The sequence below is a fragment of the Terrabacter ginsenosidimutans genome, from assembly GCF_039539425.1.
Lineage (GTDB): Bacteria > Actinomycetota > Actinomycetes > Actinomycetales > Dermatophilaceae > Terrabacter > Terrabacter ginsenosidimutans.
Genome location: NZ_BAABDC010000002.1, coordinates 149881 through 172420, shown reverse-complemented (window position 1 = coordinate 172420; position 22540 = coordinate 149881). Strand labels below are relative to the sequence as shown.

Sequence of the window (22540 nt, the reverse complement as noted above, 5' to 3'; positions counted from 1 at the left end):
GCCCGTCGGGGCGCCCCCTCGGGAGGGAGCGCCCCGACGACGTCATCGCGAGGGGAGCAGGGGGTCAGCCCGTGGCGGCGACGTCGGCGTCCGCGTCGGTCTCGAGGTGCAGCACCCCGTAGCTCCAGCCGCGTCGCCGGTAGACCACGCTCGGGCGGTCGGTGTCCGCGTCGTGGAAGAGGAAGAAGTCGTGTCCGACGAGCTCCATCTCGTTCACGGCCTCTTCGAGCGACATGGGCGCTGCCGTGTGGATCTTCTCGCGGACCTCGATGGGCGAGTTGCCGAGCGCACCGAAGCGCTCGAGGTCATCGACCCGGCCGTCACCGGTCTCGGTGGGCTCGGAGCCGGGTGCCGCAGCCCCGTTCGCCGTGGAGTCGATGCGGGCGGTCGCCTGCGCGACGGACTCGGGGATCCGTCGTCCGCGGCTGACCCGCTTCTTGTCGTGCACCCGCCTCAGGCGCTCCATGAGCTTGTCCACGGCCGCGTCGAGGGCGGCGTACTTGTCATCGAGACACGCCTCCGCCCGGATCACGGGCCCCTTCGCGTGGCAGGTGATCTCGACCTTCTCGGACCCGCGGGCAACCCGCTCGTGGGTGACGACGACGTCGATGCGATGCACCTTGGGTGCGAGCGCGGACACCTTGGCCAGTCGCTCGTCGAGCTGCTCACGGAATCGGTCGGGGATCTGGACGTGGCGTCCAGTGACGACGATCTCCACGGTTCCTCCTTGATCGCGCACGTCTTCTTCGTGCGGGGCAGTGAGAGTGGTTCCGGGCCTCTGGTCACCTTGGACGGGCCCGCCGGTCAACGGGGCACCACCCCTTCCTGTCGATCTCGTCCCGGGGCGCGCGGCCAGGAGGCCGTTCCCCGTGGGACGGGGTCATGACTCGACCCTACTTGGGCCGCGCGCCCACTGGAAGGCGTGCGGGTCATCACCGTGGAACCACTCGTGCGGGGCACACCGTCGGCCGCCGTCAGGGCCGGGGAATCACCCACGAGTGCGCTGCGTGGCGGCCATCGAGGCACCGACCACGGAGCCGGAACCGGCCGCTCGCAGGGCCCTGGCGGCCTCGGCGAACGTCGCCCCCGTCGTCACGACGTCGTCGACCAGCAGGATGCGGCGCCCACGGATCACGTTGTGCCACAGCGGGATCACGGACAGGGCGCTCGCGAGGTTGCCACGTCGCTCGACCGTCCCCAGCCCGGACTGGTCCTCCACCCGGCGCACGTGGCGCAGGGCGGGAGCCACCCGGAGCGTGGGTCCCGTCGATCCGGCCAGCTCCTCCACCGCCGCACGACACAGCGTGACCATCGGCGTGTCGCCGCGCTCACGCACGGCGCGTCGCGCCGAGGGCGCCGGGACGACGACCACGACCCCCTCGTGCCATCCGACACCCGTGAGCGCGCCGTCCACCGAGGCTGCGAGCAGGGGCGTCAGGACGACTCCGAGGTCGCGACGACCGACGTCCTTCCACGCCGAGACGGCGGCGCGGAGGGGGTCGGCATAGACGCCCCACGCGTGCACCGGGGGCATGCCGTCCGGCGTGGGGTGCGGCACCACCCACGGTCCGCCGCCGTGCGCGTCCGGTGCGACCCGCGCTGCCGGGCCGCCCCGGCGCTCCTGCCGTGGTGGGTCCGTCCCGGCCGGGTCGAACGCCAGCCCCCGGAGGGCGGAGACGCATCGTGGGCACCAGTCGGTCCCGGGGCGCAGGCACCCGCCGCACTCCCGAGGTAGGACGAGGTCGACGAGGTCGCTGTCCCTGAGCCGGGCCAACGCCCGGCCCACCACACCTCCGCGGCCGGGGCGACCGTGGGAACCGTCCGGTCCCGTCCGGTCCCGTCCACCCACCAGCCCTGCCACCGGCCAAGCACAGCGCACGACACCCGGCGCCACGACGCGCCCGGACCGGCCTGGGGACGACGGGGCGCCACGCCGAGGGGGTGTGGACGCAGGGCCGGTGGCCGGCTCAGCCGCCGGGGACGAGCACGTCGCTGCCGCGCTCGATCAGTGGCCAGTTGGAGCCGGCACGGGCCAGCACTCGGTTGTCGCTCGTGACGATGAGGATGCCGCGCGGTCCACCGACCGTCGTGATGGTCACGCCGCCGGGGACCGCGCTCAGCTGCCCGATCCCGGGTCGTGTCCCGTCGACGCCGGCCCCGATGGAGGCGAGCCAGGGTCGCATCGCGTCGTTCGCCCGCACCTGGCCCAGCACCGCGTAGCTGGCCGGATCGAGCCAGGTGACGTCCTGGATCCGGGTCAGGGACTGCGCCTGCCGCAGGGGCTGCGCCAGCGCCTGGGGCTCGCCGTTCGTCGCACGCACGATCCCGCTCAGCCCCATCTGCACGTCAGCGCCGTTGCGGTCGGTCGTCACGATGAGCACTCGGGTGGCATCCGCAGAGACCGCCATGGCCTTGACACGTCGTTGTTTCAGCCACGGAGTGCTGACCGGCCTCGCCGCGGCACTCGGGTCGCCCGAGACGGAGTCGAGGACGAACACCTGGTCGTCGCCGCTGTCGTCGCTGCCGGCGATCCAGAGGTAGCCCTCGGCGTCGTAGACGGGCCGCGTGAGCGAGGAGGCGAACGGGGCGACGGACTTCATCTGCGCGGTGGCCCGCCAGATCGACAGGACACGCCGGTCACCCGAGACCGCCGCCACCTGCTTGCCGTCGACGGAGAGGGCGAGGCTTTCCCACGTGTCGGGGATCCTGGCGATGTCCCCGTCCTTGGGCTTGAGGTCCGGGCGCTTGGAGGCCTGCGTGTCGGGGACGTAGCGAGGGTCGAACCGACGGATGGCGTCCCCGTTGCGCAGCAGTGCGGTGTCGAAGACCGTCTGGGGCACGGTGTCGTAGCCCAGGTCGGCCGCAGACGTCACCGACGTCACCCCACCCGGCAGCTCGAGCTGGGTGTTGTCGACCGCGAGGGACACCGAGCCCACCGAGGAGACCTGGCTGAGCGTCTTCGTCAGCTGCGCCCACATCGCGGCGCGGTTGGCCGGGTCGGCCGAGAGCGCCTCGCTGCTGAGGTTGACCTGGGCCTTGCCCGCTGTGACCGGGACGGCGTTGACCGCGAGGCGCGTGCCCGGCGGCACGCCGGTCGAGACGGCGCCGGCGAGGTACGGGGGCACGGCGCTCAGCTGGGCTCGCGCCAGGGTCGTCGCCAGGCGGGTCCCGATGGGGAACCAGCGGGCATCCGGGACGAGGTCCCGGCCGTTTCGGCTGACGTAGTGGATGAACTGCTTGACGAAGACGCGGTTGAACTGGTCCTTGTCGAGCCACAGCCCGAACCCGCTCGCCGGGAGCTCGATCCGCCACTCTCCACCGACCTTGGTCAGGCCGAACGTGACCTTCTCGCGGGCCCCCGGAGGTTGCTCGATGTAGCGGCCGTCAGGCGTCAGGCGCGCCATGCCTGACGCGCTGACCTCGACTGCGTCGTCCCCCAGCCGCTTGATCGTGAGGTCCCCGTCGTAGACCACGACGTCCTCGCTCGACCACCTCCAGAGGTCGACCGACTGCGGGGCGAGGAACGACCGTCCCGTGGCGTGGGTCTCGTCGGTGTCCTCGCCCGCGCGCAGGAACCCCCGCACGATGGCTTCCTGGCTGGCGCCGTCGACCGGGCCGACTGCCACGACGCGGACAGGCTCGTTGAGCACCTCGCCCAGCGCGCGTCCCTCGACGACGGGACCGGTGCCGGGCAGGCCGCCTCCGCAGGCCGACAGGACCAGGGAGGCGACGAGGAGCAGGCAGGCAAGAAGGCGAGCTCTCACGGCGCTCGCTCCACCACGATGCGCCGCAACCGGAGCGTGTCGTCGTCGGCCGGCCCGCCGGGATCCGAGGGCGGGTCGGCGCCCTGGTCGTCGCCGGCCGAGCGACGGCGGGCCGCCTCGGCCGCGAGGGGGCTGAGTGGCAGCGGTGAGCTGGTGATCGTCGCATCGGCGCGCAGCGGCAGGGTCAGGCGGAAGCAGGAGCCCTCGCCGAGAGCGCCCCAGGCCTCGAGACGCCCTGCGTGCAGTCGCGCGTCCTCGAGGGCGATCGCGAGCCCGAGGCCCGTCCCGCCGGTCGTCCGGGCCCTGGCCGGGTCGGCCCGCCAGAACCGGGTGAAGACGAGAGCCGCCTCACCGGGCCGGAGGCCGACCCCGTGGTCGCGCACGGTGACGGCGACGGCGGTGTCGTTCTCCCCGATGGTCACCTCGATGGGCTTGCCCTCGCCGTGCTCGATGGCGTTCGCGACGAGGTTGCGCAGGATCCGCTCGATCCGGCGCGAGTCCATGTCGGCCACCACGGGGTTCGACGGGGCGTTGACGACGAGCTGCGTGCCCTTGCGGGCGGCGAGGGTGCGGTGGGCGTCCACGGCTCGTTCGACGCACGCACGAAGGTCGCTCGCCTCGACCTCGAGCTCCGCCGCACCGGCATCGAACCGGGAGATCTCGAGCAGGTCGCTGAGCAGCGACTCGAACCGGTCGAGCTCGCCGCGGAGCAGCTCGGCCGACCTCGCGACGGTCGGCTCGAAGTCCCCACGGGAGTCGTGGATCAGGTCGCCGGCCATCCGGATCGTCGTCAGCGGCGTGCGCAGCTCGTGCGAGACGTCGGAGACGAAACGCTGCTGGACGCGCGAGAGGTTCTCGAGCTGGGCGATCTGCTGCTGGATCGAGGCGGCCATGCCGTTGAAGGAGGTGCCGAGCCGGGCGAGGTCGTCCTCGCCCTTGGCGCGCATGCGCTCGTTGAGGTTGCCCTCCGCGAAGCGCTCCGCGACGGCCGCGGCGCGGCGCACGGGGTCGGCGACGAGGCGGGTCACGACGAAGGCGATCGCGCCGATGAGCAGGATGAGCGCCGCGCCCCCGAAGAGGAACGTCTGCCCGATGAAGCTGATGATCTCGCGCTCGCGGTCCATCGGGTAGATGAAGTAGAGGCCGTAGTTGCCGGCCACCGGCAGCTCGACCTTCTGTCCGACGATGACCGCCGAGATGGGGTCGCCGCCCTCGTCGATGGTCACGACCTGCAGGTGCTGGCGGTCGGGCTGGGCCGCGACCTGCTGGCGCAGCTCGTCCGGGATGAAGCGGACCCCGACGCTGCCACTCTCGATCGGACCGACGATGAAGGGCGAGCTGTTGTCGTCGAACCGCGTCAGCACGACGTAGCGCGTCTCGTTGCCGGCGTCGCGCCGGTAGGTGTTGATCAGCGTCGTCGCGAACTGCGTCAGCTTGGCCTGCGTGTCGGTCTGGTCGGTCGAGTCGAACTGTCCCTGCGCATCGGTGGCGTCACGCAGGCTGTCCTCGGACGCGATGCGTTGCCGGCTGTCGACGAGACCCTGGGCGATCGACCCGTAGAGGTAGGTGCCGACGGCCGTGAGCACGAGGATGCCGAGCAGCATCGTCACGATGACGACGCGGAAGCCGAGCGATGCGCGCCAGAGGTGCAGGACCCGGCGCCACGCGCTGCGCAGCATCGAACCGGCCCGCGAGGCCACGCCCGCGGGTCCGCTCCGGGCCGCGCGCTCCGTCATGTCAGGACGGACCCGCCTTGTAGCCGACCCCGCGCACGGTCACGACGATCTCGGGCCGCTCAGGGTCGTGCTCGATCTTCGAGCGCAGCCGCTGCACGTGGACGTTGACGAGGCGGGTGTCGCCGGCATGGCGGTAGCCCCACACCTGCTCCAGCAGCACCTCGCGGGTGAACACCTGCCACGGTTTGCGCGCCAGGGCCACGAGCAGGTCGAACTCGAGCGGCGTCAGCGACAGCGACTCGCCCGCCCGCTTCACCGAGTGGCCGGCCACGTCGATCTCGAGGTCGCCGATGGCGAGCCGCTCGGGCGCCGGCTCGTCGCCGCGGCGGAGCCGGGCGCGGACCCGCGCGATGAGCTCCTGCGGCTTGAACGGCTTGACCACGTAGTCGTCGGCACCGGACTCGAGTCCGACGACGACGTCGACGGTGTCGGTGCGGGCGGTGAGCATGACGATGGGCACTCCGCTCTCGGCGCGGATGCGACGGCACACCTCCATCCCGTCGAGTCCGGGGAGCATGACGTCGAGCAGCACGAGGTCGGGCCGCGACTCACGGAACGCGCCCACCGCCTCGGAGCCGTCGGCCACGTGCGTGACCTCGAGCCCCTCGTTGCGCAGCACGATCCCAAGCATCTCGGCGAGTGCGAGGTCGTCGTCGACGACCAGAACCCGACCCTTCACGACAGACTCCTTCCAGGGAACGCGGATCACGCGGCCCCGTATGTCCTGACCAAATCATCACACACGCCTGACCGCCCGCTGACGCTCCTCGGCTCGTCGGTGGTCGAGCAGGCCGGGGTCAGCCCTGCGTGACGTACCACTTTCCGCCGATCTTGACGGCCTTGAAGCTGGCGACGACGTCCGCGGCCAGGGCCGGTTCGGTCGTGACGCTCTCGAACGTGGCCTGGTTGCCGTTGACGGTGGCTCCGCTGATCTTGAGGCCCTTGAAGGCCGCGCCCAGCTCCTTGATCTGGTCGAGCATGGGCGTGATGGTCTTGCCGCAGGCTGCGGCGGCGTTGGGGATGCTCGAGATGGCCTTGCCGTTCGTGGCCATGAGCCCGCACACGGTGTTGCCGTCGCCGGCCACCATGGCGCTGAGCCACGACGTCATCACGCCCTCGGGCGTGGTCTGGTCGACCGGCCCCGCCGTGGCGCCGCCCGTGCTGGAGCCCGTGTCGTCGGTCGTCGCGGACGACATCGTGTCCGTCGGGGTGGTCGCGGACGACGTCGATCCGGCCGCACCGCTCGGCGTCGAGCCCTGGTCGACGGACTTCGAGCAGGCGGCGAGCGAGACGGACAACGCCAGTGCCAGGGCACCGGTCAGGAGCTTGTTCATGGAGGGTCCCTGCCAGACGTGTGATCGGTGAGCCCTCCGATCCTCCCACGGCACACGCCGCAGCGACCGGTGAGCCGTCGACCCGACGGCGCGGTGTCCACGCACGACCACAGGTGCCAATCCGCCCAAAAGGCCTCCGCGGCGCTCCTCACCGGGGATGATCTCCCGGTGACGAGCGACACTCGGGACCGTGCCGCGCCCGCCGAGCAGACCGGCCCGACGCCCGGAGCCGTGAGGGCCTCGGGGCTTCCGCTGATGCTGCGACAGGTGCTCCCCGGGCTCGTCGTGTTCTTCACCGTCCTGCGCATGGTCCAGCCCGTCGGCGACCCCGACACCTTCTGGCACCTCGCGGCCGGTGACCACCTGCGCGAGACGTGGTCGTTCAGCGGGGCCGACCCGTGGAGCACGATGTCGACCCAGCCGTGGCGGCTGCACGAGTGGCTGCCGGAGCTGCTCATGAGCTGGGCCCAGCAGGTGTTCGGGCTCGCGGGGGTCTCGTGGCTGCTGCCCTTCGGTGTCGCGGTGATCGCACTCTGCCTGTGGGCGGTGCTGCGCCGCGAGGCGCCCCTGCTCGTCACGACGATCGTGCTCGTCGTCGCCCTCGTCGGGATGAGCGGCAGCCTCTCGCTGAGACCACACCTCGTGTCCTTCGCCCTCGCGACCGTGACGACCGGCGCTTGGCTCGCCACACGTCGTGACGGCAGGGCCCGCTGGTGGCTCGTCCCCCTGACGTGGGTGTGGGCGTGCAGCCACGGCATGTGGTTCGTCGGCGTGGCGATCGGGATCGTGTCGCTGGTCGGCCTCTTCCTCGACGGCGCCGCCCGCGGACGGGCCTGGCTGCGACTGGCCCTCGTCCCGCTCGGGTCGCTCGCCGCGGCCGCCGTCACCCCGGTCGGCCCGGAGCTGCTGACGGCGCCGTTCGCCGTGCGCGAGTACGCCCAGTTCGTCACGGAGTGGCGCTCACCGGCGCTGACCGACGTCGCCTTCGTCGCGTTCCTCGTCAGCGCGGCCGTGGTCCTGCTGATCTGGTCGCGCGAGCGTCGTCGCACGCCATGGACCGAGATCCTCCTCGTCGGGCTCGCGGTCGGCTTTGCCCTGCTCTACGTGCGCACCATCGCGGTCGGTGCCGCGATCGTCGCCCCCGTGACGGCCCTCTCCCTCGCCCGCGTGGTGGGGCTCCCCCGCGAGCCGGTCGCCCGTCGTGAGGTCGTCCTGACACTGGGCCTCACGGCGTCGGCGCTGGCCGTCGCCGGGTTCCTGGCGCCGTCGCGGGGTGCGCTGCCGGAATGGGGTCCCAACGACCTCGACCGCCAGATCGCGGCCCTCCCGTCGGGGACCGTGCTGTGCAACGACTACGGCAGCGGTGGCTGGCTGATCTGGAAGCACCCCAACGTCCGTCCCGCCATCGACGGGCGCACGGAGGTCTACGCCGTCTCGCACGTCGAGGCGTACATGACCTTCCAGAGCGCCGCCCCGGGCTGGGACGCCTACCTCGAGCGGACCGGTTGCCGGTGGGCCCTCGTCCCCTCTGACCTTCCCGTCGCCGAGGCCCTCGTCCGGCAGGCCCACTGGACCGTGGCCGCGCGCGGCGCGACGTACTCGCTCCTGCGGTCACCCTCGGTCCCGGGCTGAGGCCGGACGACCCCGGACGACCCCCGACGGACGTATGCCGTCCCCCTCTCGTGAGGGGGACGGCATACGTTCTCGTTCGGCTGGTGCAGCGGCGGTGGCCTGCGGCCCCCGCAGCTCAGTAGCGGTAGTGCTCCGGCTTGTAGGGGCCGGCGACGTCGACGCCGAGGTACTCGGCCTGGCCCTTGGTCAGCTCGGTGAGCCGGACGCCGAGGGCGTCGAGGTGCAGACGGGCGACCTTCTCGTCGAGGTGCTTCGGCAGCGTGTAGACCTGCTTGTCGTAGTCACCGGTCTTGGTGAAGAGCTCGATCTGGGCGATCGTCTGGTTGCTGAAGCTGTTGCTCATGACGAAGCTCGGGTGGCCGGTGGCGTTGCCGAGGTTCATCAGGCGGCCCTCGGAGAGCACGATGATCGAGCTGCCCGAGGTGAAGGTCCACTCGTGGACCTGCGGCTTGATCTCGGTCTTCTGGATGCCGGGGACACGGCCGAGGCCGGCCATGTCGATCTCGTTGTCGAAGTGGCCGATGTTGGCCACGATCGCCTTGTTCTTCATCTTCGTCATGTGCTCGGCCGTGATGACGTCGTAGCAGCCGGTCGTCGTGATGAAGATGTCGGCGGTCTCGACGACGTCCTCGAGGCGGGCGACCTGGAAGCCCTCCATCGCGGCCTGCAGCGCGCAGATCGGGTCGATCTCGGTGACGATGACGCGCGCGCCCTGGCCGCGGAGCGACTCGGCGCAGCCCTTGCCCACGTCGCCGTAGCCGGCGACGACGGCGACCTTGCCGCCGATGAGGACGTCGGTCGCGCGGTTGAGGCCGTCGATGAGCGAGTGACGGCAGCCGTAGGTGTTGTCGAACTTGCTCTTGGTCACCGCGTCGTTGACGTTGATGGCCGGGAAGAGCAGCTCGCCGGCCTCGGCCAGCTGGTAGAGGCGGTGGACGCCCGTCGTGGTCTCCTCGGTGACGCCCTTGATCCCGGCGGCGACCGTCGTCCACTTCTGCGGGTCGGTGGTCAGCGTCTGGCGCACGAGCTCCTTGAAGACGCCGAACTCCTCGGAGTCCTCGTCGGTGGTGGGCGGCACCTGGCCGGCCTGCTCCCACTCGCGGCCCTTGTGGACGAGCATCGTGGCGTCGCCACCGTCGTCGAGGATCATGTTGGGACCCTCACCGCCGGGCCAGGTGAGGATCTGGTCGGTGCACCACCAGTACTCGGGCAGCGTCTCGCCCTTCCAGGCGAAGACGGGGACACCCTGCAGGTCGTCGGCGCTGCCCTTGGGACCCACGACGACGGCCGCGGCGGCCTCGTCCTGCGTCGAGTAGATGTTGCACGAGGCCCAGCGGACCTCGGCGCCGAGAGCGGTGAGCGTCTCGATGAGCACGGCCGTCTGGACCGTCATGTGGAGGGAGCCGGCGATGCGCGCGCCCTTGAGCGGCTGGGCCGCGGCGTACTCCTCGCGGATCGCCATGAGGCCGGGCATCTCGTGCTCGGCGAGTCGGAGCTGGTGTCGGCCGGCCTCGGCGAGGCTCAGGTCGGCAACCTTGTAGTCGAAGGACATGAGTGATCGGTTCCTTTGATCGTCGGTGTGCAGACCCGGCGCGCCCCTCTGGGCTCTCGTGGCGGGTCATCACCCACGCCGGCAGTCCCCCATCCTAGCCGCGCGCGCGGTTGGCCTCGAATCGTCTGTCGAGGCCTGGAGCACGACGTCAGTGCGCGGCTGCGGCCCCGTCGTGCTTCCTGCGCCTCGGGATGACGTGCAGGACGGCGACGATGGTCGCGCCCACGACGAGACCGATGAGCGCCGAGGCAAGGGTGTTGACCACCCACGCGAGAAGGCCCCCGATGCCCGCCACGCCGGCCACACCCTCCTCCAGGTGATGGACCAGGTCGTAGAGGGCGTGCCAGCCGAGCTCGTCGACTCCGACCAGCAGGATGTGTCCTCCGACCCAGAGCATCGCGGCGATGCCGACGGTCGACAGGACCGACAGCAGCTTCGGCATGCCCTTGACGAGTCCGCGGCCGACCCGCTGCGACGCCCCGGACTCCCGTCCCGCGAGGTGCAGACCGACGTCGTCCATCTTGACGATGAGCCCGACGACGCCGTAGACGAGCGCGGTGATGAGCAGCGCCACGATGACGAGGATGATGAGGCGCGAGACGAACGGCTCGGTGTCGACCTCGTTGAGGGCGATGACCATGATCTCGGCCGAGAGGATGAAGTCGGTGCGGATGGCGCCGGAGACGACGGCCTTCTCGTCGACCTGCCCGACCTCGGCCTCCTCCTCGCGGTGTCCGGAGACGATCTCCCAGACCTTCTCGGCGCCCTCGTAGGCGAGGTAGGCGCCGCCGACCATGAGGATCGGGGTCAGCAGCCACGGCACGAACTGGCTGAGCACCATGATGACCGGGAGGATGATGAGAAGCTTGTTGCGCAGCGAGCCGAGCGCGATCTTCTTGATGATCGGCAGCTCGCGCTCGGGTGCGAGGCCCTCCACGTAGCGCGGCGTCACCGCGGTGTCGTCGACGACGACTCCGGTGGCCTTGACGCTCGCCTTCGCGGCGGCGGCGCCCACGTCGTCGACGGACGCCGCCGCGAGCTTCACGAGCGCCGCGATGTCGTCGAGTAGGGCTACGAGTCCGCCTGCCATGGCGTCATCCTAGGGCGGTCTGGGAGTCGGCTGGGAACGCGCTCAGGCCGTCACGTCGAGCTTGAGCCCGAGGAGGGCGTTCTCGACCACCTCTGCGAGCGCCGGGTGGATCCAGTACTGCCCGCGGGCGAGGTCGTGCACCCTCGTGCCGAACGCCATGCCCTGCACGAGCGGCTGGATGAGCGAGGTCGCCTGCGGTCCCATCAGGTGGGCGCCGAGCAGCAGCCCCGTGCCCGGGTCGGCGACGAGCTTGCACACGCTCGTCGTGTCCTCCATGGCCCAGCCGTATGCCGTGTCGCCGAAGGCCTGGACCGACGTGACGTGGTCGCGTCCCTGGTCGACGCACTCCTGCTCGGTCAGGCCGACGGTGGCGATCTGGGGGTGGCTGAAGACCCCCGACGGCACGTGCTCGAGCGGCAGCCGGCGCAGGTCCTCCGGGTGCGCGAGGTTGTGCGCGATGGTCCGCGCCTCGGCGTTGGCGACGTGCTTGAGCTGGTAGGGCGCGCTGACGTCCCCGAGGGCCCAGACGCCCGGTGCGCTCGTGCGGCCGTGGGCGTCGACGTCGATGCGACCGTCCTCGAGCAGCCGCAGGCCCCCGGCGTCGACGCCGAGGTCGGCCGTGTTGGGCTGGCGCCCGGTCGCCACGAGAAGGAGGTCGGCGTCGACGACCGCGGTGCTGTCGAGGTGGAGGCGCACGCCTGCTCCCCCGGCGCCGGCCTCCACGCGGACGACGTTGGCGCCGGTGCGGACGTCCCACTGCTCGCGGGCCAGGTCGGTGAAGCGCTGCGCGAGGTCGGTGTCGAGGTGGCGCAGCAGGTTCGAGGACCGCGCCACGACCGTCACGTGCACGCCGAAGGAGGCGAAGACGTGCGCCATCTCCGCCGCGATGAAGCCGCCGCCGATGATCGCGAGCCGCTTCGGCAGGGCGTCGATGCGCATGACCGTGTCAGAGGTGTGGAACGGCACGCCGGACTCGGTGACGACGTCGGGCACGACCGGGTGTGCGCCTGCGGCCACGACCACCTGGTCGGCCGTGAGCGTCTCCTGCCCGCCGTTGGCGAGGTCGATCGTGAGCGTGCGGTCACCGGTGAAGCGCGCGTGACCGAGGAACGCCGTGGTGTTGGGCCCGTCGGCGCGGTAGCGGCGCCCGCCGTCGGAGATGGGGTCGATGCGCCCGAACACGCGGTCCCGCACGTCGCTCCAGCGCACGCCCTCGAGCGTGGCGTCGACGCCGTAACGGCCGGCCTCGCGCACCTCCCGCGCCACGTCGGCCGCGTAGACGAACATCTTCGTCGGGATGCACCCGACGTTGAGGCAGGTCCCGCCGAAGGTCCCGCCCTCGATCACGGCGACGCGCTTGTCGTCGAAGTCGGGGGTCACGAGCGAGTTGCCCGAACCGCTCCCGATGATGGCGAGGTCGAAGTGCTGGGTCACCGTCGCAGCCTACGTTGACCCTTCCGGCCGTCTCGGGAAGGGCCGCTGCGTGGGGAGGGAGCCGGCGGCATACGCCATCGGTGACGCGCAGGCTCAGGCGTCTCGGGCGCCCCGCAGCAGGCGGACGTGGGGTGAGGTGGCCGGGTCGAAGCCGAAGCCGAGCGCGAGGTAGGTCGCGGCGAAGTCGGTGAGCGCCACGTGGTACGCGAGCCGAAGGAGCGGGTCGGCCGCTGGGGCGTCGACGAGCGACACGCGCACGCCGGCATCCTCGGCGCCGGCCACGACGGTGTCCGTCAGGCCGTGCCCGTCTCCCGGCGAGGTGTCACGCATCATGATGAGGCGTAGCGGCGCTCGGCTCGGGCCGTCGAGGAACGGGTCGGCGAAGATGTCGTCCTGGCCGCCCCCGCCGGACTGACCGGGAGCCAGCGGCCCGTCGAAGCAGGCGACGATCTGGCTGGCCGCGTCGGGCAGGCAGCCGTGGGCGACGGGCACGCGACCGGTGCGCCCGAACATCGCGGCGGCCCGGCGCGCGGTGACGTCGCCGAAGGGTCCCTCGCCCAGGACGATCGGAGTGGACTCGGCCAGCTCGGTCGCGAGGATCTTGGCGGGGTTGACGAAGGACTCGGACCACGGGCGCGCATCGGTGGCGGTGCGGTCGAGCACGTCGGCGATCCCGGCCAACGTCTCGTGGTTGATCGAGGCGATGCCCAAAGCGTCCGCGGCGAGCAGCGCCGGAGTGGCCTGCGCCCACACCGACGTGCGGGACGACGAACCCTCGACGGCGATCGGGACGTGCACCCCGTGGGCGCGCGCGCACACGTCGGCGAGCGGGGAGTCCGAGGCGCCGACGGTGACGAGGAACGCGCCCCGCCTCGCAGCCTCGGCGGCGAGGGCGAGCGTGCCGGCGGCCCGGCCGGACTGTGACACGGCGAGGACGACGTCGAGGGCGCCCACCCACCCCGGCAGCGAGCCGGACGAACAGCTCTGGACCGGGAGGGCTGCTGCGCCGCGCGAGACGGCCTCGAACAGGTCGGCGACCGCGACCGAACCACCGGCCGCCGCGACGACGACACCGCGAGGCTCGACATCACGCAGGCGGTCGAGCCCGGCCTCCCCGGCAGCGGCCATCGTGCGCCGCACCTGGGCGCCGGCCCCGGCGAGCGCACGGAGGGTGTCGCTGGGGTCGAGGGATGCCAGGGCATCCTCGTCGTCGAGGCGGGCTTCGTCGAACACGGCGCCCACGGCGGTCAGCCGTCGGTGCGGCGGGCGAGGTCGACGAGGAGAACGGGAACGCCGCCCTCGACGGGATAGGCGAGATGGCAGGTGTCGCAGCGCAGCTCGGTGACGGCGGCCTCAGCACCCGAGTCAGCACCGGAGTCAGCAGTGGTCTCGGCGCTCGCGTCGACGACCTCGCCCTTGCACTGCGGGCACCGGATGATCCCGCGCAGCCACGGCTCGATGGTCTGCTGGCTCTGGTTCACGAAGCGTCTCCTGCGTCCTGGGCGGTGGTGGACCCGCCGTTGTCGGGTTCGTCGGGTGCATCGGCCGCGCCTGTCGTCTCGGCGCCCGACCGGATGAGGGCGAGCAGCTCGTCGCGCACGTCCTGCATCGTCTCACGGTCGGCTGCCTCGACGTTGAGCCGCAGGAGCGGTTCGGTGTTGGAGGCTCGGACGTTGAACCACCACATCGGGGCGTCCCCGGCGGGGCTGCTGACGGTGAGTCCGTCGAGCACGTCGGTGGTGGCCCCGCGCACCTGGGCCCAGGCCCGGACCTGCTCGACGACGGCCGCCTGGTCGGTGACGGTCGAGTTGATCTCTCCGGAGGCGACGTAACGCTCGTACTCGGCGCAGAGCTCGGAGAGGGGGGCGTCCTGCTCGCCGAGCGCGGCGAGCACGTGCATGGCCGCGAGCATGCCGGTGTCGGCGAACCAGAAGTCGCGGAAGTAGTAGTGGGCGGAGTGCTCGCCACCGAAGACGGCTCCGGCACGGGCCATCTCGGCCTTGATGAACGAGTGGCCGACTCGGGTGCGCACGGGTGTCGCATCGGCCTCGAGCACGATCTCGCGGACTGCAGCGCTCGTGATGACGTTGTGCACGATGGACACGCTCGTGTCGCCGCCGGCGCGCGCCCGGTTGATCTCGCGGACCGCGACGAGGCCGGTCACCGCGCTCGGCGAGACCGGCTCGCCGTCCGCGTCGACGACGAAGCAGCGGTCGGCGTCGCCGTCGAAGGCGAGTCCGATGTCGGCGCCGTGCTCGCGCACGGCGGCCTGCAGGTCGACGAGGTTGGCCGGGTCGAGGGGGTTGGCCTCGTGGTTCGGGAACGTGCCGTCGAGCTCGAAGTAGAGCGGGACGATCTCGAGGGGCAGCTCGGGCAGCCCTGCGGCCGTGCCGAGCACCGCTGGGACGGTGTGGCCGCCCATGCCGTTGCCGGCGTCGACGACCACCTTGAGGGGGCGCGAGCCGGAGAGGTCGACGAGGCTGCGGAGGAACGCGGCGTAGTCACCGAGCAGGTCGCGGGTCGTCACGCTGCCGGGGCCACCGGCCGGTCGAGCCAGGCCCGTGCCGCCGCCGAGCATCCACTGGGCCAGGTCGCGGATCTCGGCGAGACCCGAGTCCTGCCCCACCGGGCGCGCCGCCGAGCGGCACAGCTTGATGCCGTTGTACTGCGCGGGGTTGTGGCTCGCCGTGAACATCGCGCCCGGAAGGTCGAGCGCGCCGCTCGCGTAGTAGAGCCCGTCGGTCGAGCACAGCCCGATGACGGTGACGTCGACCCCGCGCGAGGTCACCCCGGCGGCGAAGGCGGCGGAGAGCTCGGGCGAGCTGGGGCGCATGTCGTGGCCGATGACGACACCGTCGGAGCCGTCCGGGACGGCCACGACCTCGGCGAACGCGGCGCCGATGGCGTGGGCCACCTCGGGCGAGAGCTGGTCGGGGACGAGTCCACGCACGTCGTAGGCCTTGACGAAGTCTGCGAGGTGGGGCACGCCGATCACCCTAGTGGTCAGGAGTCCTTGAGGATGCGTAGGTGTCCGCGGCGGCCGGACTCCACGGCTCCCGAGTCGGCCTCGGCGTTCGCCTGACCCCGGGAGGTCGTGCGCGGCTCGTTCGGTCGGCTCGTGCGCGGCCGGCCGGCCTCGCGGACGGCGTCGGCCAGGGCGAGCAGGTCGTCGGCGGCGAGGGCGGGCTCGGGGAACTCGCCCCCCACCCGCACGACCTCCCAGCCACGGGGAGCCGTCATGCGCTCGGCGTGCTCGAGACAGAGGTCGTAGGTGTGCGGCTCGGCGTAGGTCGCGAGCGGTCCCACGACGACGGCACGGTCGGCGTAGGCATACGTCAGGGTCGCCACGGCGGGACGGGCGCATCCCGTCTTCGAGCAACCACGTGTCAGACCCACGATCCGGGACTGTAGTCCGCCCTCCCGACGAGGACGAATCACCACGCCGTCCCCGCACGAATCCCTGCCGCGTATGCCGTATGGCGCGGTGACGACGGCCGGCTCCGTCGATCTACAGTGGGGTCGTGGACACCCTGGAGCCCCGCAGTTCCGGGCGCAGCCGACGGCGCGACCGGCACGGCCGCGGCCGGCGCGGACCGCTGGCGTGGCCACCGGTCCCGGCCATGGTGTCGCGTCGCGACGAGTTCGACGACTTCGTCCTCGACGCCGCCGCCCGGCTCGAGGCGACGTGTGGGCGCGCTTTTCCTGCAGTGGAGTTCGCGGTCGAAGATGTTCCACGAGGCCCTGCGCCGTGGGACCACCGCGAGGTGCCGCTCGGCCGCCTCTTCCCGGCCACGAGCGCCCGTCCGGCACGCATCGTCGTCTACCGTCGGCCGGTCGAGACGCGAGTCACCGACCGGCGCGACGTCGCGGCCCTGGTCGCCGACATCGTGACCGAGCAGGTGGCCGGCCTCCTCGGCGTGTCACCCGAGGAGCTCGACCCAGGCTTCGGGGAGTGACCTGACGGCCCGCGCCGCCGAGCCGGCGGACGCCGCGAGGCTACGAGGCGAGGTCACTCACCTGACCGGAGCGGCTGACGGCTCGTGCTGCGCGCGACTCGGGCTCGTTGACCTCGGCCCACACCGCGTCGAGCGAGAGCCCGAGGACGTCGGCGATGGCGGCGATGGTCGGGAAGGCGGGCGTGGCGACGCGGCCCGACTCGATCTTGCGGAGGGTCTCGGGTGACACCTGCGCGTCCAGGGCGGTCTCGAGCATCGAGCGCTCCCCGCGAGCGCGACGCAGGAGCGCGCCGAGGCGCTGTCCACGCGCGAGCTCGGCGGGGGTGAGCGGGAGCCTGACCATGCACCGAATCCTAACCCAGCGGGATAACATTACCGGGATAGTTATTGGACGAGAGAGGCCGCATGATCGAGATCCTGAACCCGACCGAGCTCGACCGGGCGCGGGAGGCCGGCGTCCTGGTCGCCGACATCCTGCAGGCGCTCAAGAGCCGCAGCACGGTCGGCACGAGCCTGCTCGACCTCGACCGCTGGGCCCGGGAGATGATCGTCGCGGCGGGAGCGACCTCCTGCTACGTCGACTATGCACCGTCCTTCGGCCGCGGTCCGTTCGGCCACCACGTCTGCACCTCGGTCAACGACGCCGTGCTCCACGGCCTGCCGTACGACTACCTGCTCGCGGACGGCGACCTGCTCTCGCTCGACCTCGCCGTCTCCCAGGGTGGAGTCGTCGCCGACTCGGCCGTGAGCTTCGTCGTGGGCGATGCCAGGCCCCCGGAGAGCGTCGAGATGATCAGTGCCACCGAACGCGCACTGGCCGCCGGGATCGCCGCCGCCGGCCCCGGGGCCCGGATCGGCGACATCTCCCACGCCATCGGCGAGGTGCTCTCCGGAGCGGGCTACGCCATCAACACCGAGTTCGGTGGGCACGGCCTCGGGTCGAGCATGCACCAGGACCCGCACGTCTCCAACACCGGCCGGGCCGGCCGCGGCTACACGCTGCGCCCGGGTCTGCTGCTCGCCCTGGAGCCGTGGGTCATGGCGGACACCGACGAGCTCGTCACCGACGCGGACGGGTGGACGCTGCGGAGCGCGACCGGCTGTCGGACCGCGCACAGCGAGCACACCATCGCCATCACCGACGACGGTGCCGAGGTCCTGACCCTGCCGTCCACCACGGCTGGCTGAACCCGGCGGTCAGACCGCGCGGATCGAGGCGTGACACGAACCGGTCGGGCCATGACGAGCCGTGACGAGCCCAACGCGCTGCCCGGTCAGTTGCGCACCTGCCGGACCGGCACGGACAGGGCCCGCACCGGCGCGTCGGTGAGGGACGCCACCGAGAAGAACGGCACTCCCCCGTCCACGCCTGCGACGGAGACGGCTGCTCGTGGCGTGCCCGACGTCGGGACGACCCAGACGCTGTCGGCGTCGCCGACGGCGACCGCGACGGTCGAGTCGGCCGGGACCTCGACGGTGGAGACCTTCGCGCCGTCGCCGGTGCCGAACCGGGCCTGGACGGTCGCAGGCGTCGAACCCGCGGTCAGGAGCAGGCGTTTGGTCGTGCCCTCCAGTCCGGGCAGGAGGATCCCGGCCACACCACGCAGGGCCGGCGTCGCGGGCGTCCACGCGAAGTCGCCCATCTGGTCGGCGGTCGTCGCGCGGCGCTCGGCCCACGCTGCCGCCACGAGCGGCTGGTCGGAGCGGATGCCGAGGCCCATGGCCGCACCGTTGGCGGGCAACGGGACGTCGAGGGTCGACTCGGCCGGAACCCGGATGGCCCTGAGCTCGTCACGCTGCACCGCCCCCTTGTCTGTGAGCAGCCGCACCTGGGCCAGCGCCTCGGTGTCGCCGGGGTTGGCCAGACGCAGGGACGAGCCGCCGCCGGTCTCGACACCGGGCACGACGAGGTCGGTGCCCGGCGAGCCGGCCCGGGTCGCGTCGTCGATGCCGCGTCCGGTGGCACCGAGGATCCACTGGTCGTCGAGCACCGCCGTCACGACGCCGCCGGTGGCGGTCACGTGGACGACGGGGGCGGTCTCGGCGGGGGCGATGGCGTCGAGCGAGACGACCTCGCGGGACAGCGGCGGGATGGAGACGTTGCGATCGGCCGCCGCATCGATGCGACCGGAGGCGCCGAGGATCTCGAAGGAGACGGACACGGCGTTGGCTCCGGGGTTGCTGACGATGACGCGCTCGGTGCGGGACGGTCCACCGCCGCCCCCGACGAGCCACGCGTCCGAGGACGGCTGCTGGCACGGGGTCACGGCGAGGCCGCGGTCGTCGTCACCGGCGTGACGCCACACCTGCGTGGCCACGAGGCCGGGCGCGAGGGCGGCGTTCGCCCGGGCGACGACGACGTCGGGTCCGGGCACCGGAGCAGAGACCACGGCACCCCGGTCGGTGGTCTGGGCGAGACCCTTGGCGGACGAGCCGCCCAGGAGCTGGATGCCTCCGGAGCCCCCGCCGGGCGCCCCCTGCACCACGCCCGGGTCCGGTGACGCTGCGGCGACCGTGACCTCGCCCTTGACGTCGCGCAGTCCCGTGGCGCCCAGTCGTTGCTGACCGGGGCACACAAGCGAGGCCGAGTCGACCAGCACGCTGGAGGACTCGGGCAGGCCGACGCGCTCCCCCGGGGTCGCCAGCTGCAGGGACCCGCTCACGCGGGTCGCGCCCACGGCGAGGCCAGCGGCGACCAACGCCACGGCTCCCGCCCGGACGATGCCGGACACGTTCCTCATGTGCGCCTCCTCGAGCGTCGGTTGCCGAAGGGGACGGCCATGAAGACCACAAAGGCCAGCAGCGCCGCCTGGCCGAGACGCCACCACGGCTGCGCCGCCGCGAGGTCGACCTGGAGCGCACCCGAGGTGGGTGGCACGGCATACGTCGGCTGGGCCGTGCCCGCCACGGGCTGGAGCTGCACGCCGTCGAAGGTCACACGCGCCTCCTGCGACCACTCGGCGGGCTCGGCCAGGACGACGGAGCGAGGCGTGGCACCGGCCGGGAGCGTCGTGTCGACCGCTGCGTGCGGACCCACCGTGGGGACCACCTGGAGCAGCGAGCCGTCAGCGTCGACGAGCCGCGCGCGGGACGGCGCCGTGGACGCCTCGGCGCCCTCGGCGGCCGGGAGCGGCTGGACCTTCCAGAGGATGCCGCGCACGCTCGAGCCGAGCCGGCTGAGTCCCTCGGAGGAGTCGAGTCGGCGGGCGAGGGCCGAGTCGGCGGTCGCCCGCACCTGGACGAAACCGATGCCGAGACGGGCCAGGGCCTTGGAGTCCAGCGAGTCGGCGCCCCGACCGCCGACGATGTTGGCGACGGCGTCGACCAGGGGCGCGTCGTCGGCGTCGGGGGCCCGGTCGAGGTCGCGGAGCAGCTCGCCCGGCTCCTGCCCGGCGAGGACGAAGTCGACCACCTCGTCGGAGGGACGGAGCAGCAGCAGACGGTTGCCGAGGGGGCCACCGCCCTGCTCGATGGCGATGGCGGGAAGCGTGGCCTGGCCGACCGAGAGGGTGCGGCCGATGCCCTGCACGCCCCACACGACGGCGCCCGCGACGACGGGCACGACCGCGAGGACCGCAGCGGCGACGGCCGCGACGAAGCCCCACCGGCGACCGGGTCGACGCAATGATGCGAGCACGGGACGGCTGCCGGCGAGCACGCCGACGAGCAGGCCCGCCCACCACAGCTGCACGCCCAGGCCGGCCCAGAGGTGGGCTGCGGCGGACTGACCCACACCGGTCTCGGCCGAGCCGAGGACGACGTGGTCCGCGGCGAGCGCCCCGGCGAGTCCCACCACGGCGAGCAGGGCGCCGACGAGCATCCCGATGGACTCGGCACGGGTGCGTCCGCGTGTCGCGAGGCCGATGACTCCGAGCACGACGAGCGGAGCCGCCAGCCAGGCCACCCAGGTGGTGGCGCCGCTCTCTCCGAGCACGTGGCCGAGGACTCCCCACGGGCTGCGGTCCGCGGAGGTCGCGACCAGGCCGGGCCCGGACAGCAGCAGCCGAGGGTCGTCGAGGAAGCGCGCCATCCACGGACCCAGCAGCGCGGCGGGCACGACGAGCAGGACGAGCGCCCGGGCCCGGCGCAGCCCCGGTCCCAGGACGAGCAGGACCAGCGCCGCGACGGCGGCCAGCGCGAGCAGGGGCGGCGCGAAGGCCCCGAGCACGGCGGTGGCGAGGGCCGTCGCGAAGGTGGCCGTGAAGGTGCCGTCGCGCCGGGCCGCCAGGCAGAAGCCGGCGAGGACGAAGGGCAGCAGCACGTGCACGACCGCCACGCTCACGCGGCCGTCGGCGATCCCGGACGCGGCGACTCCCGCCGTGCCCCAGGCCAGCGCGGCGAGCGCGCGCGCCGGACGTGAGGGCGTGACGACGCGGGCGGCGAGGTAGGTGGACCAGGCGGCGAGCGCCGGAGTCAGGAAGAGCAGCCAGGCGATGGTGACGCCGGCGCTCGAGCGGCTCTCGGCGACACCGGGCACGCGCTCGGCCAGCCACGTCAGCGCGGAGAGGACGGCGAGGTGCGGACCGGACTCGGCTCCGGTCCCGAGACCGGCGCCGTGCCAGGCGTCGCGGAACGCGTGCCAGAGGCCCGACGAGTCAGTGGTGACGGGACGCAGCTCCCCTCCGGCCACGCCCGCGTTGGTCGGAGACAGCGCGCCGGCGCGGATGGTGTCGCGCCAGGCCGCGACGGTGACGACGAGGACGGCAGCGACGGCGAGGAAGCCCGGGTGGCTGACCACGCGGCGGGGCAGCGAGGCGGGGAGGTTGTCGAGCGACTCGGACTCGTCCGCGACGGGCCCGGTCTCGGTCGTGGCAGCCGCCTCGCGGCGGGCGCGCGCGCGCTCCGGCGTGATGGCGTCCTGGATGTGGTCGACGGTCGTGCGGGCCGCGACGGACGGCGCCACGAAGAGGGTGCCGAGGTGGTCACGGCGCAGTCGTTTGGTCCGCCGACCGCGCCAGCGGGCACCGAAGGTCGCGAACGGGTGCATCAGGGCCGACACGTCCGTCAGCTCACGCCAGGCCAGTCTCGGACGCTTGGCCACGAGCAGGGTGAGCGAGGAGACGACGGCCGACAGCGCCATCCAGAACGCGAGGAAGGGGGCAGCGAGCGGTGAGCACCGGGCGAGGGTGACCTGCCGGGCGGCTCGCCGGCCACGGCGTTCGAGCTCGCGCGGCGCGGCGACACCGGGGCGGCGTCCGTCGAGGCTCGCCGAGGCGTCACGCACGACGGCACCGGGGACGACGATGACGCGGTGACCGGCGAGCTGGGCCCGCCAGCCGAAGTCGAGGTCGGCTCCGTGGTCGACGAACACGGGGTCGAAACCGCCGATGTCGTCGTGGACGGAACGGCGCACGAGCATGCCGCTCGTGCTCACCGCGAGGACGTCCGCGCGGTGGTCGTACTGGCCCTGGTCGGCCTCGCCCCGGACGGGCGAACCGAGCCGGCGCCCGGTGCGGGTGATCTGGATGCCCATCTCGACGAGGCGCCGCGGGTCGTCCCAGCTGACGAGCTTGGGCCCGGCGACCCCGACGGACTTCGAGCGCAGGCCCGCCTGGAGCAGTTGGGCCAGGGCGTTGCCCCGCGGAACGGAGTCGTCGTGCAGCACCCAGACCCAGCTCGACGACGGGTCGGCCGGGACGGGCAGCGCGTCGATGCCGCGTTCGACGGCACGACCGATCGGGACCCGGGCGTCGAGGCGCACGACCTCGACGGACGCGATGGCGCGGCGCACCCCGGAGTGGGCGCGGGCGATGGCGTTCGACGTGTCGCTGCTCGCGACGTCGACGATGACGAGCCGCGCCGGCGGCAGCGTCTGGGCGGCAACGCCGTCGAGACACTGCGCCAGCCACGTGGCTCCGTTGTGCACGACGACGATCGCCTCGACGGTCACGTCCGGTCGTTGCCCGGTGGAGGGAGGGGCAGACAACGACGCGGACGACGCACTCCCCGCGCCTGCGGGGGTGCCGGGGACCTCGGCCAGCTCATCGGGCACAGCGGCAACCTTCACCCGGACACCTGCAGGGCACCGGGTTCGAACCTCAC

Annotated in this window: 19 protein-coding genes; 3 read left to right on the top strand and 16 right to left on the bottom strand. The window is 72.6% G+C overall.

The window, feature by feature from the left end; translation table 11 throughout:
* Nucleotides 1–64: 64 nt before the first annotated feature.
* The 6 genes from hpf to ABD831_RS06755 all read right to left on the bottom strand — a co-directional run bounded on the left by hpf (nt 65) and on the right by ABD831_RS06755 (nt 6834).
* On the bottom strand, nt 65–718 hold the full coding sequence (gene hpf / locus ABD831_RS06780; RefSeq protein ID WP_344943464.1) for a ribosome hibernation-promoting factor, HPF/YfiA family: 654 nt from the start codon (nt 716–718) through the stop codon (nt 65–67).
* Nucleotides 719–988: 270 nt separating this feature from the next.
* Complete coding sequence (locus ABD831_RS06775) at nt 989–1534, bottom strand: ComF family protein (protein ID WP_344943460.1); 546 nt, start codon at nt 1532–1534, stop codon at nt 989–991.
* 433 nt (nt 1535–1967) lie between these two features.
* Entirely contained in the window at nt 1968–3764 is a 1797-nt protein-coding gene (locus tag ABD831_RS06770) for an LpqB family beta-propeller domain-containing protein (RefSeq protein WP_344943457.1), read from the bottom strand.
* Complete coding sequence (gene mtrB, locus ABD831_RS06765) at nt 3761–5500, bottom strand: MtrAB system histidine kinase MtrB (RefSeq protein ID WP_344943454.1); 1740 nt, start codon at nt 5498–5500, stop codon at nt 3761–3763. Before mtrB ends, ABD831_RS06770 begins: the two co-directional genes overlap by 4 nt.
* A 1-nt stretch (nt 5501) precedes the next feature.
* On the bottom strand, nt 5502–6179 hold the full coding sequence (mtrA, locus tag ABD831_RS06760) for an MtrAB system response regulator MtrA (RefSeq protein ID WP_185744626.1): 678 nt from the start codon (nt 6177–6179) through the stop codon (nt 5502–5504).
* A 118-nt stretch (nt 6180–6297) separates the two neighbouring features.
* Entirely contained in the window at nt 6298–6834 is a 537-nt protein-coding gene (locus ABD831_RS06755) for a hypothetical protein (protein ID WP_344943449.1), read from the bottom strand.
* Between the two features lie 168 nt (nt 6835–7002).
* On the opposite strand from ABD831_RS06755, the gene ABD831_RS06750 reads away from it, so the two are divergent.
* Nucleotides 7003–8466 (top strand): hypothetical protein, encoded by a 1464-nt coding sequence (locus ABD831_RS06750; protein ID WP_344943446.1) that lies wholly within the window; start codon nt 7003–7005, stop codon nt 8464–8466.
* A 115-nt stretch (nt 8467–8581) separates the two neighbouring features.
* Here ABD831_RS06750 and ahcY read toward each other — a convergent pair whose 3' ends face one another.
* The 7 genes from ahcY to ABD831_RS06715 all read right to left on the bottom strand — a co-directional run bounded on the left by ahcY (nt 8582) and on the right by ABD831_RS06715 (nt 15938).
* Complete coding sequence (gene ahcY, locus ABD831_RS06745; protein WP_344943443.1) at nt 8582–10018, bottom strand: adenosylhomocysteinase; 1437 nt, start codon at nt 10016–10018, stop codon at nt 8582–8584.
* 148 nt (nt 10019–10166) lie between these two features.
* Nucleotides 10167–11108 (bottom strand): DUF808 domain-containing protein, encoded by a 942-nt coding sequence (locus ABD831_RS06740; RefSeq protein ID WP_344943441.1) that lies wholly within the window; start codon nt 11106–11108, stop codon nt 10167–10169.
* 42 nt (nt 11109–11150) lie between these two features.
* Nucleotides 11151–12542 (bottom strand): mycothione reductase, encoded by a 1392-nt coding sequence (locus tag ABD831_RS06735; RefSeq protein ID WP_344943438.1) that lies wholly within the window; start codon nt 12540–12542, stop codon nt 11151–11153.
* A 93-nt stretch (nt 12543–12635) separates the two neighbouring features.
* Complete coding sequence (locus ABD831_RS06730; RefSeq protein ID WP_344943435.1) at nt 12636–13784, bottom strand: SIS domain-containing protein; 1149 nt, start codon at nt 13782–13784, stop codon at nt 12636–12638.
* Between the two features lie 5 nt (nt 13785–13789).
* Complete coding sequence (locus tag ABD831_RS06725) at nt 13790–14023, bottom strand: Trm112 family protein (RefSeq protein ID WP_142177143.1); 234 nt, start codon at nt 14021–14023, stop codon at nt 13790–13792.
* Nucleotides 14020–15537: a phosphomannomutase/phosphoglucomutase gene (locus ABD831_RS06720; protein WP_344943431.1), complete on the bottom strand. Its 1518-nt coding sequence runs from the start codon at nt 15535–15537 to the stop codon at nt 14020–14022. Before ABD831_RS06720 ends, ABD831_RS06725 begins: the two co-directional genes overlap by 4 nt.
* Nucleotides 15538–15545: 8 nt before the next feature.
* The gene (locus ABD831_RS06715) at nt 15546–15938 is read right to left on the bottom strand and encodes a DUF3499 family protein (RefSeq protein ID WP_142177142.1); all 393 of its coding nucleotides are present in this window, start codon (nt 15936–15938) and stop codon (nt 15546–15548) included.
* Nucleotides 15939–16063: 125 nt separating this feature from the next.
* On the opposite strand from ABD831_RS06715, the gene ABD831_RS06710 reads away from it, so the two are divergent.
* Nucleotides 16064–16498 (top strand): metallopeptidase family protein, encoded by a 435-nt coding sequence (locus ABD831_RS06710; protein ID WP_142177141.1) that lies wholly within the window; start codon nt 16064–16066, stop codon nt 16496–16498.
* Nucleotides 16499–16538: 40 nt separating this feature from the next.
* Here ABD831_RS06710 and ABD831_RS06705 read toward each other — a convergent pair whose 3' ends face one another.
* Nucleotides 16539–16841 (bottom strand): helix-turn-helix domain-containing protein, encoded by a 303-nt coding sequence (locus ABD831_RS06705; protein WP_344943426.1) that lies wholly within the window; start codon nt 16839–16841, stop codon nt 16539–16541.
* Nucleotides 16842–16903: 62 nt separating this feature from the next.
* Between ABD831_RS06705 and map the strand changes: the two genes are divergently transcribed.
* Nucleotides 16904–17686: a type I methionyl aminopeptidase gene (map, locus tag ABD831_RS06700; RefSeq protein WP_344943423.1), complete on the top strand. Its 783-nt coding sequence runs from the start codon at nt 16904–16906 to the stop codon at nt 17684–17686.
* A gap of 86 nt (nt 17687–17772) precedes the next feature.
* Here map and ABD831_RS06695 read toward each other — a convergent pair whose 3' ends face one another.
* The gene (locus ABD831_RS06695; RefSeq protein WP_344943420.1) at nt 17773–19239 is read right to left on the bottom strand and encodes a DUF5719 family protein; all 1467 of its coding nucleotides are present in this window, start codon (nt 19237–19239) and stop codon (nt 17773–17775) included.
* Nucleotides 19236–22490 carry a glycosyltransferase family 2 protein gene (locus ABD831_RS06690; RefSeq protein WP_344943417.1) on the bottom strand — a complete coding sequence of 1085 codons (3255 nt, stop codon included), beginning with the start codon at nt 22488–22490 and terminating at the stop codon, nt 19236–19238. The genes ABD831_RS06695 and ABD831_RS06690 overlap by 4 nt, the downstream gene beginning before the upstream one ends.
* Nucleotides 22491–22540 lie beyond the last annotated feature (50 nt).

Excerpts from the sequence above, each read along its gene's own strand:
- ABD831_RS06775 (WP_344943460.1), bottom strand. The coding sequence starts at position 1,534 with ATGCCCCCGGTGCACGCGTGGGGCGTCTATGCCGACCCCCTCCGCGCC.
- mtrB (WP_344943454.1), bottom strand. The coding sequence starts at position 5,500 with ATGACGGAGCGCGCGGCCCGGAGCGGACCCGCGGGCGTGGCCTCGCGG.
- ABD831_RS06755 (WP_344943449.1), bottom strand. The coding sequence starts at position 6,834 with ATGAACAAGCTCCTGACCGGTGCCCTGGCACTGGCGTTGTCCGTCTCG.
- ahcY (WP_344943443.1), bottom strand. The coding sequence starts at position 10,018 with ATGTCCTTCGACTACAAGGTTGCCGACCTGAGCCTCGCCGAGGCCGGC.
- ABD831_RS06740 (WP_344943441.1), bottom strand. The coding sequence starts at position 11,108 with ATGGCAGGCGGACTCGTAGCCCTACTCGACGACATCGCGGCGCTCGTG.
- ABD831_RS06705 (WP_344943426.1), bottom strand. The coding sequence starts at position 16,841 with ATGGTCAGGCTCCCGCTCACCCCCGCCGAGCTCGCGCGTGGACAGCGC.
- map (WP_344943423.1), top strand. The coding sequence starts at position 16,904 with ATGATCGAGATCCTGAACCCGACCGAGCTCGACCGGGCGCGGGAGGCC.
- ABD831_RS06695 (WP_344943420.1), bottom strand. The coding sequence starts at position 19,239 with ATGAGGAACGTGTCCGGCATCGTCCGGGCGGGAGCCGTGGCGTTGGTC.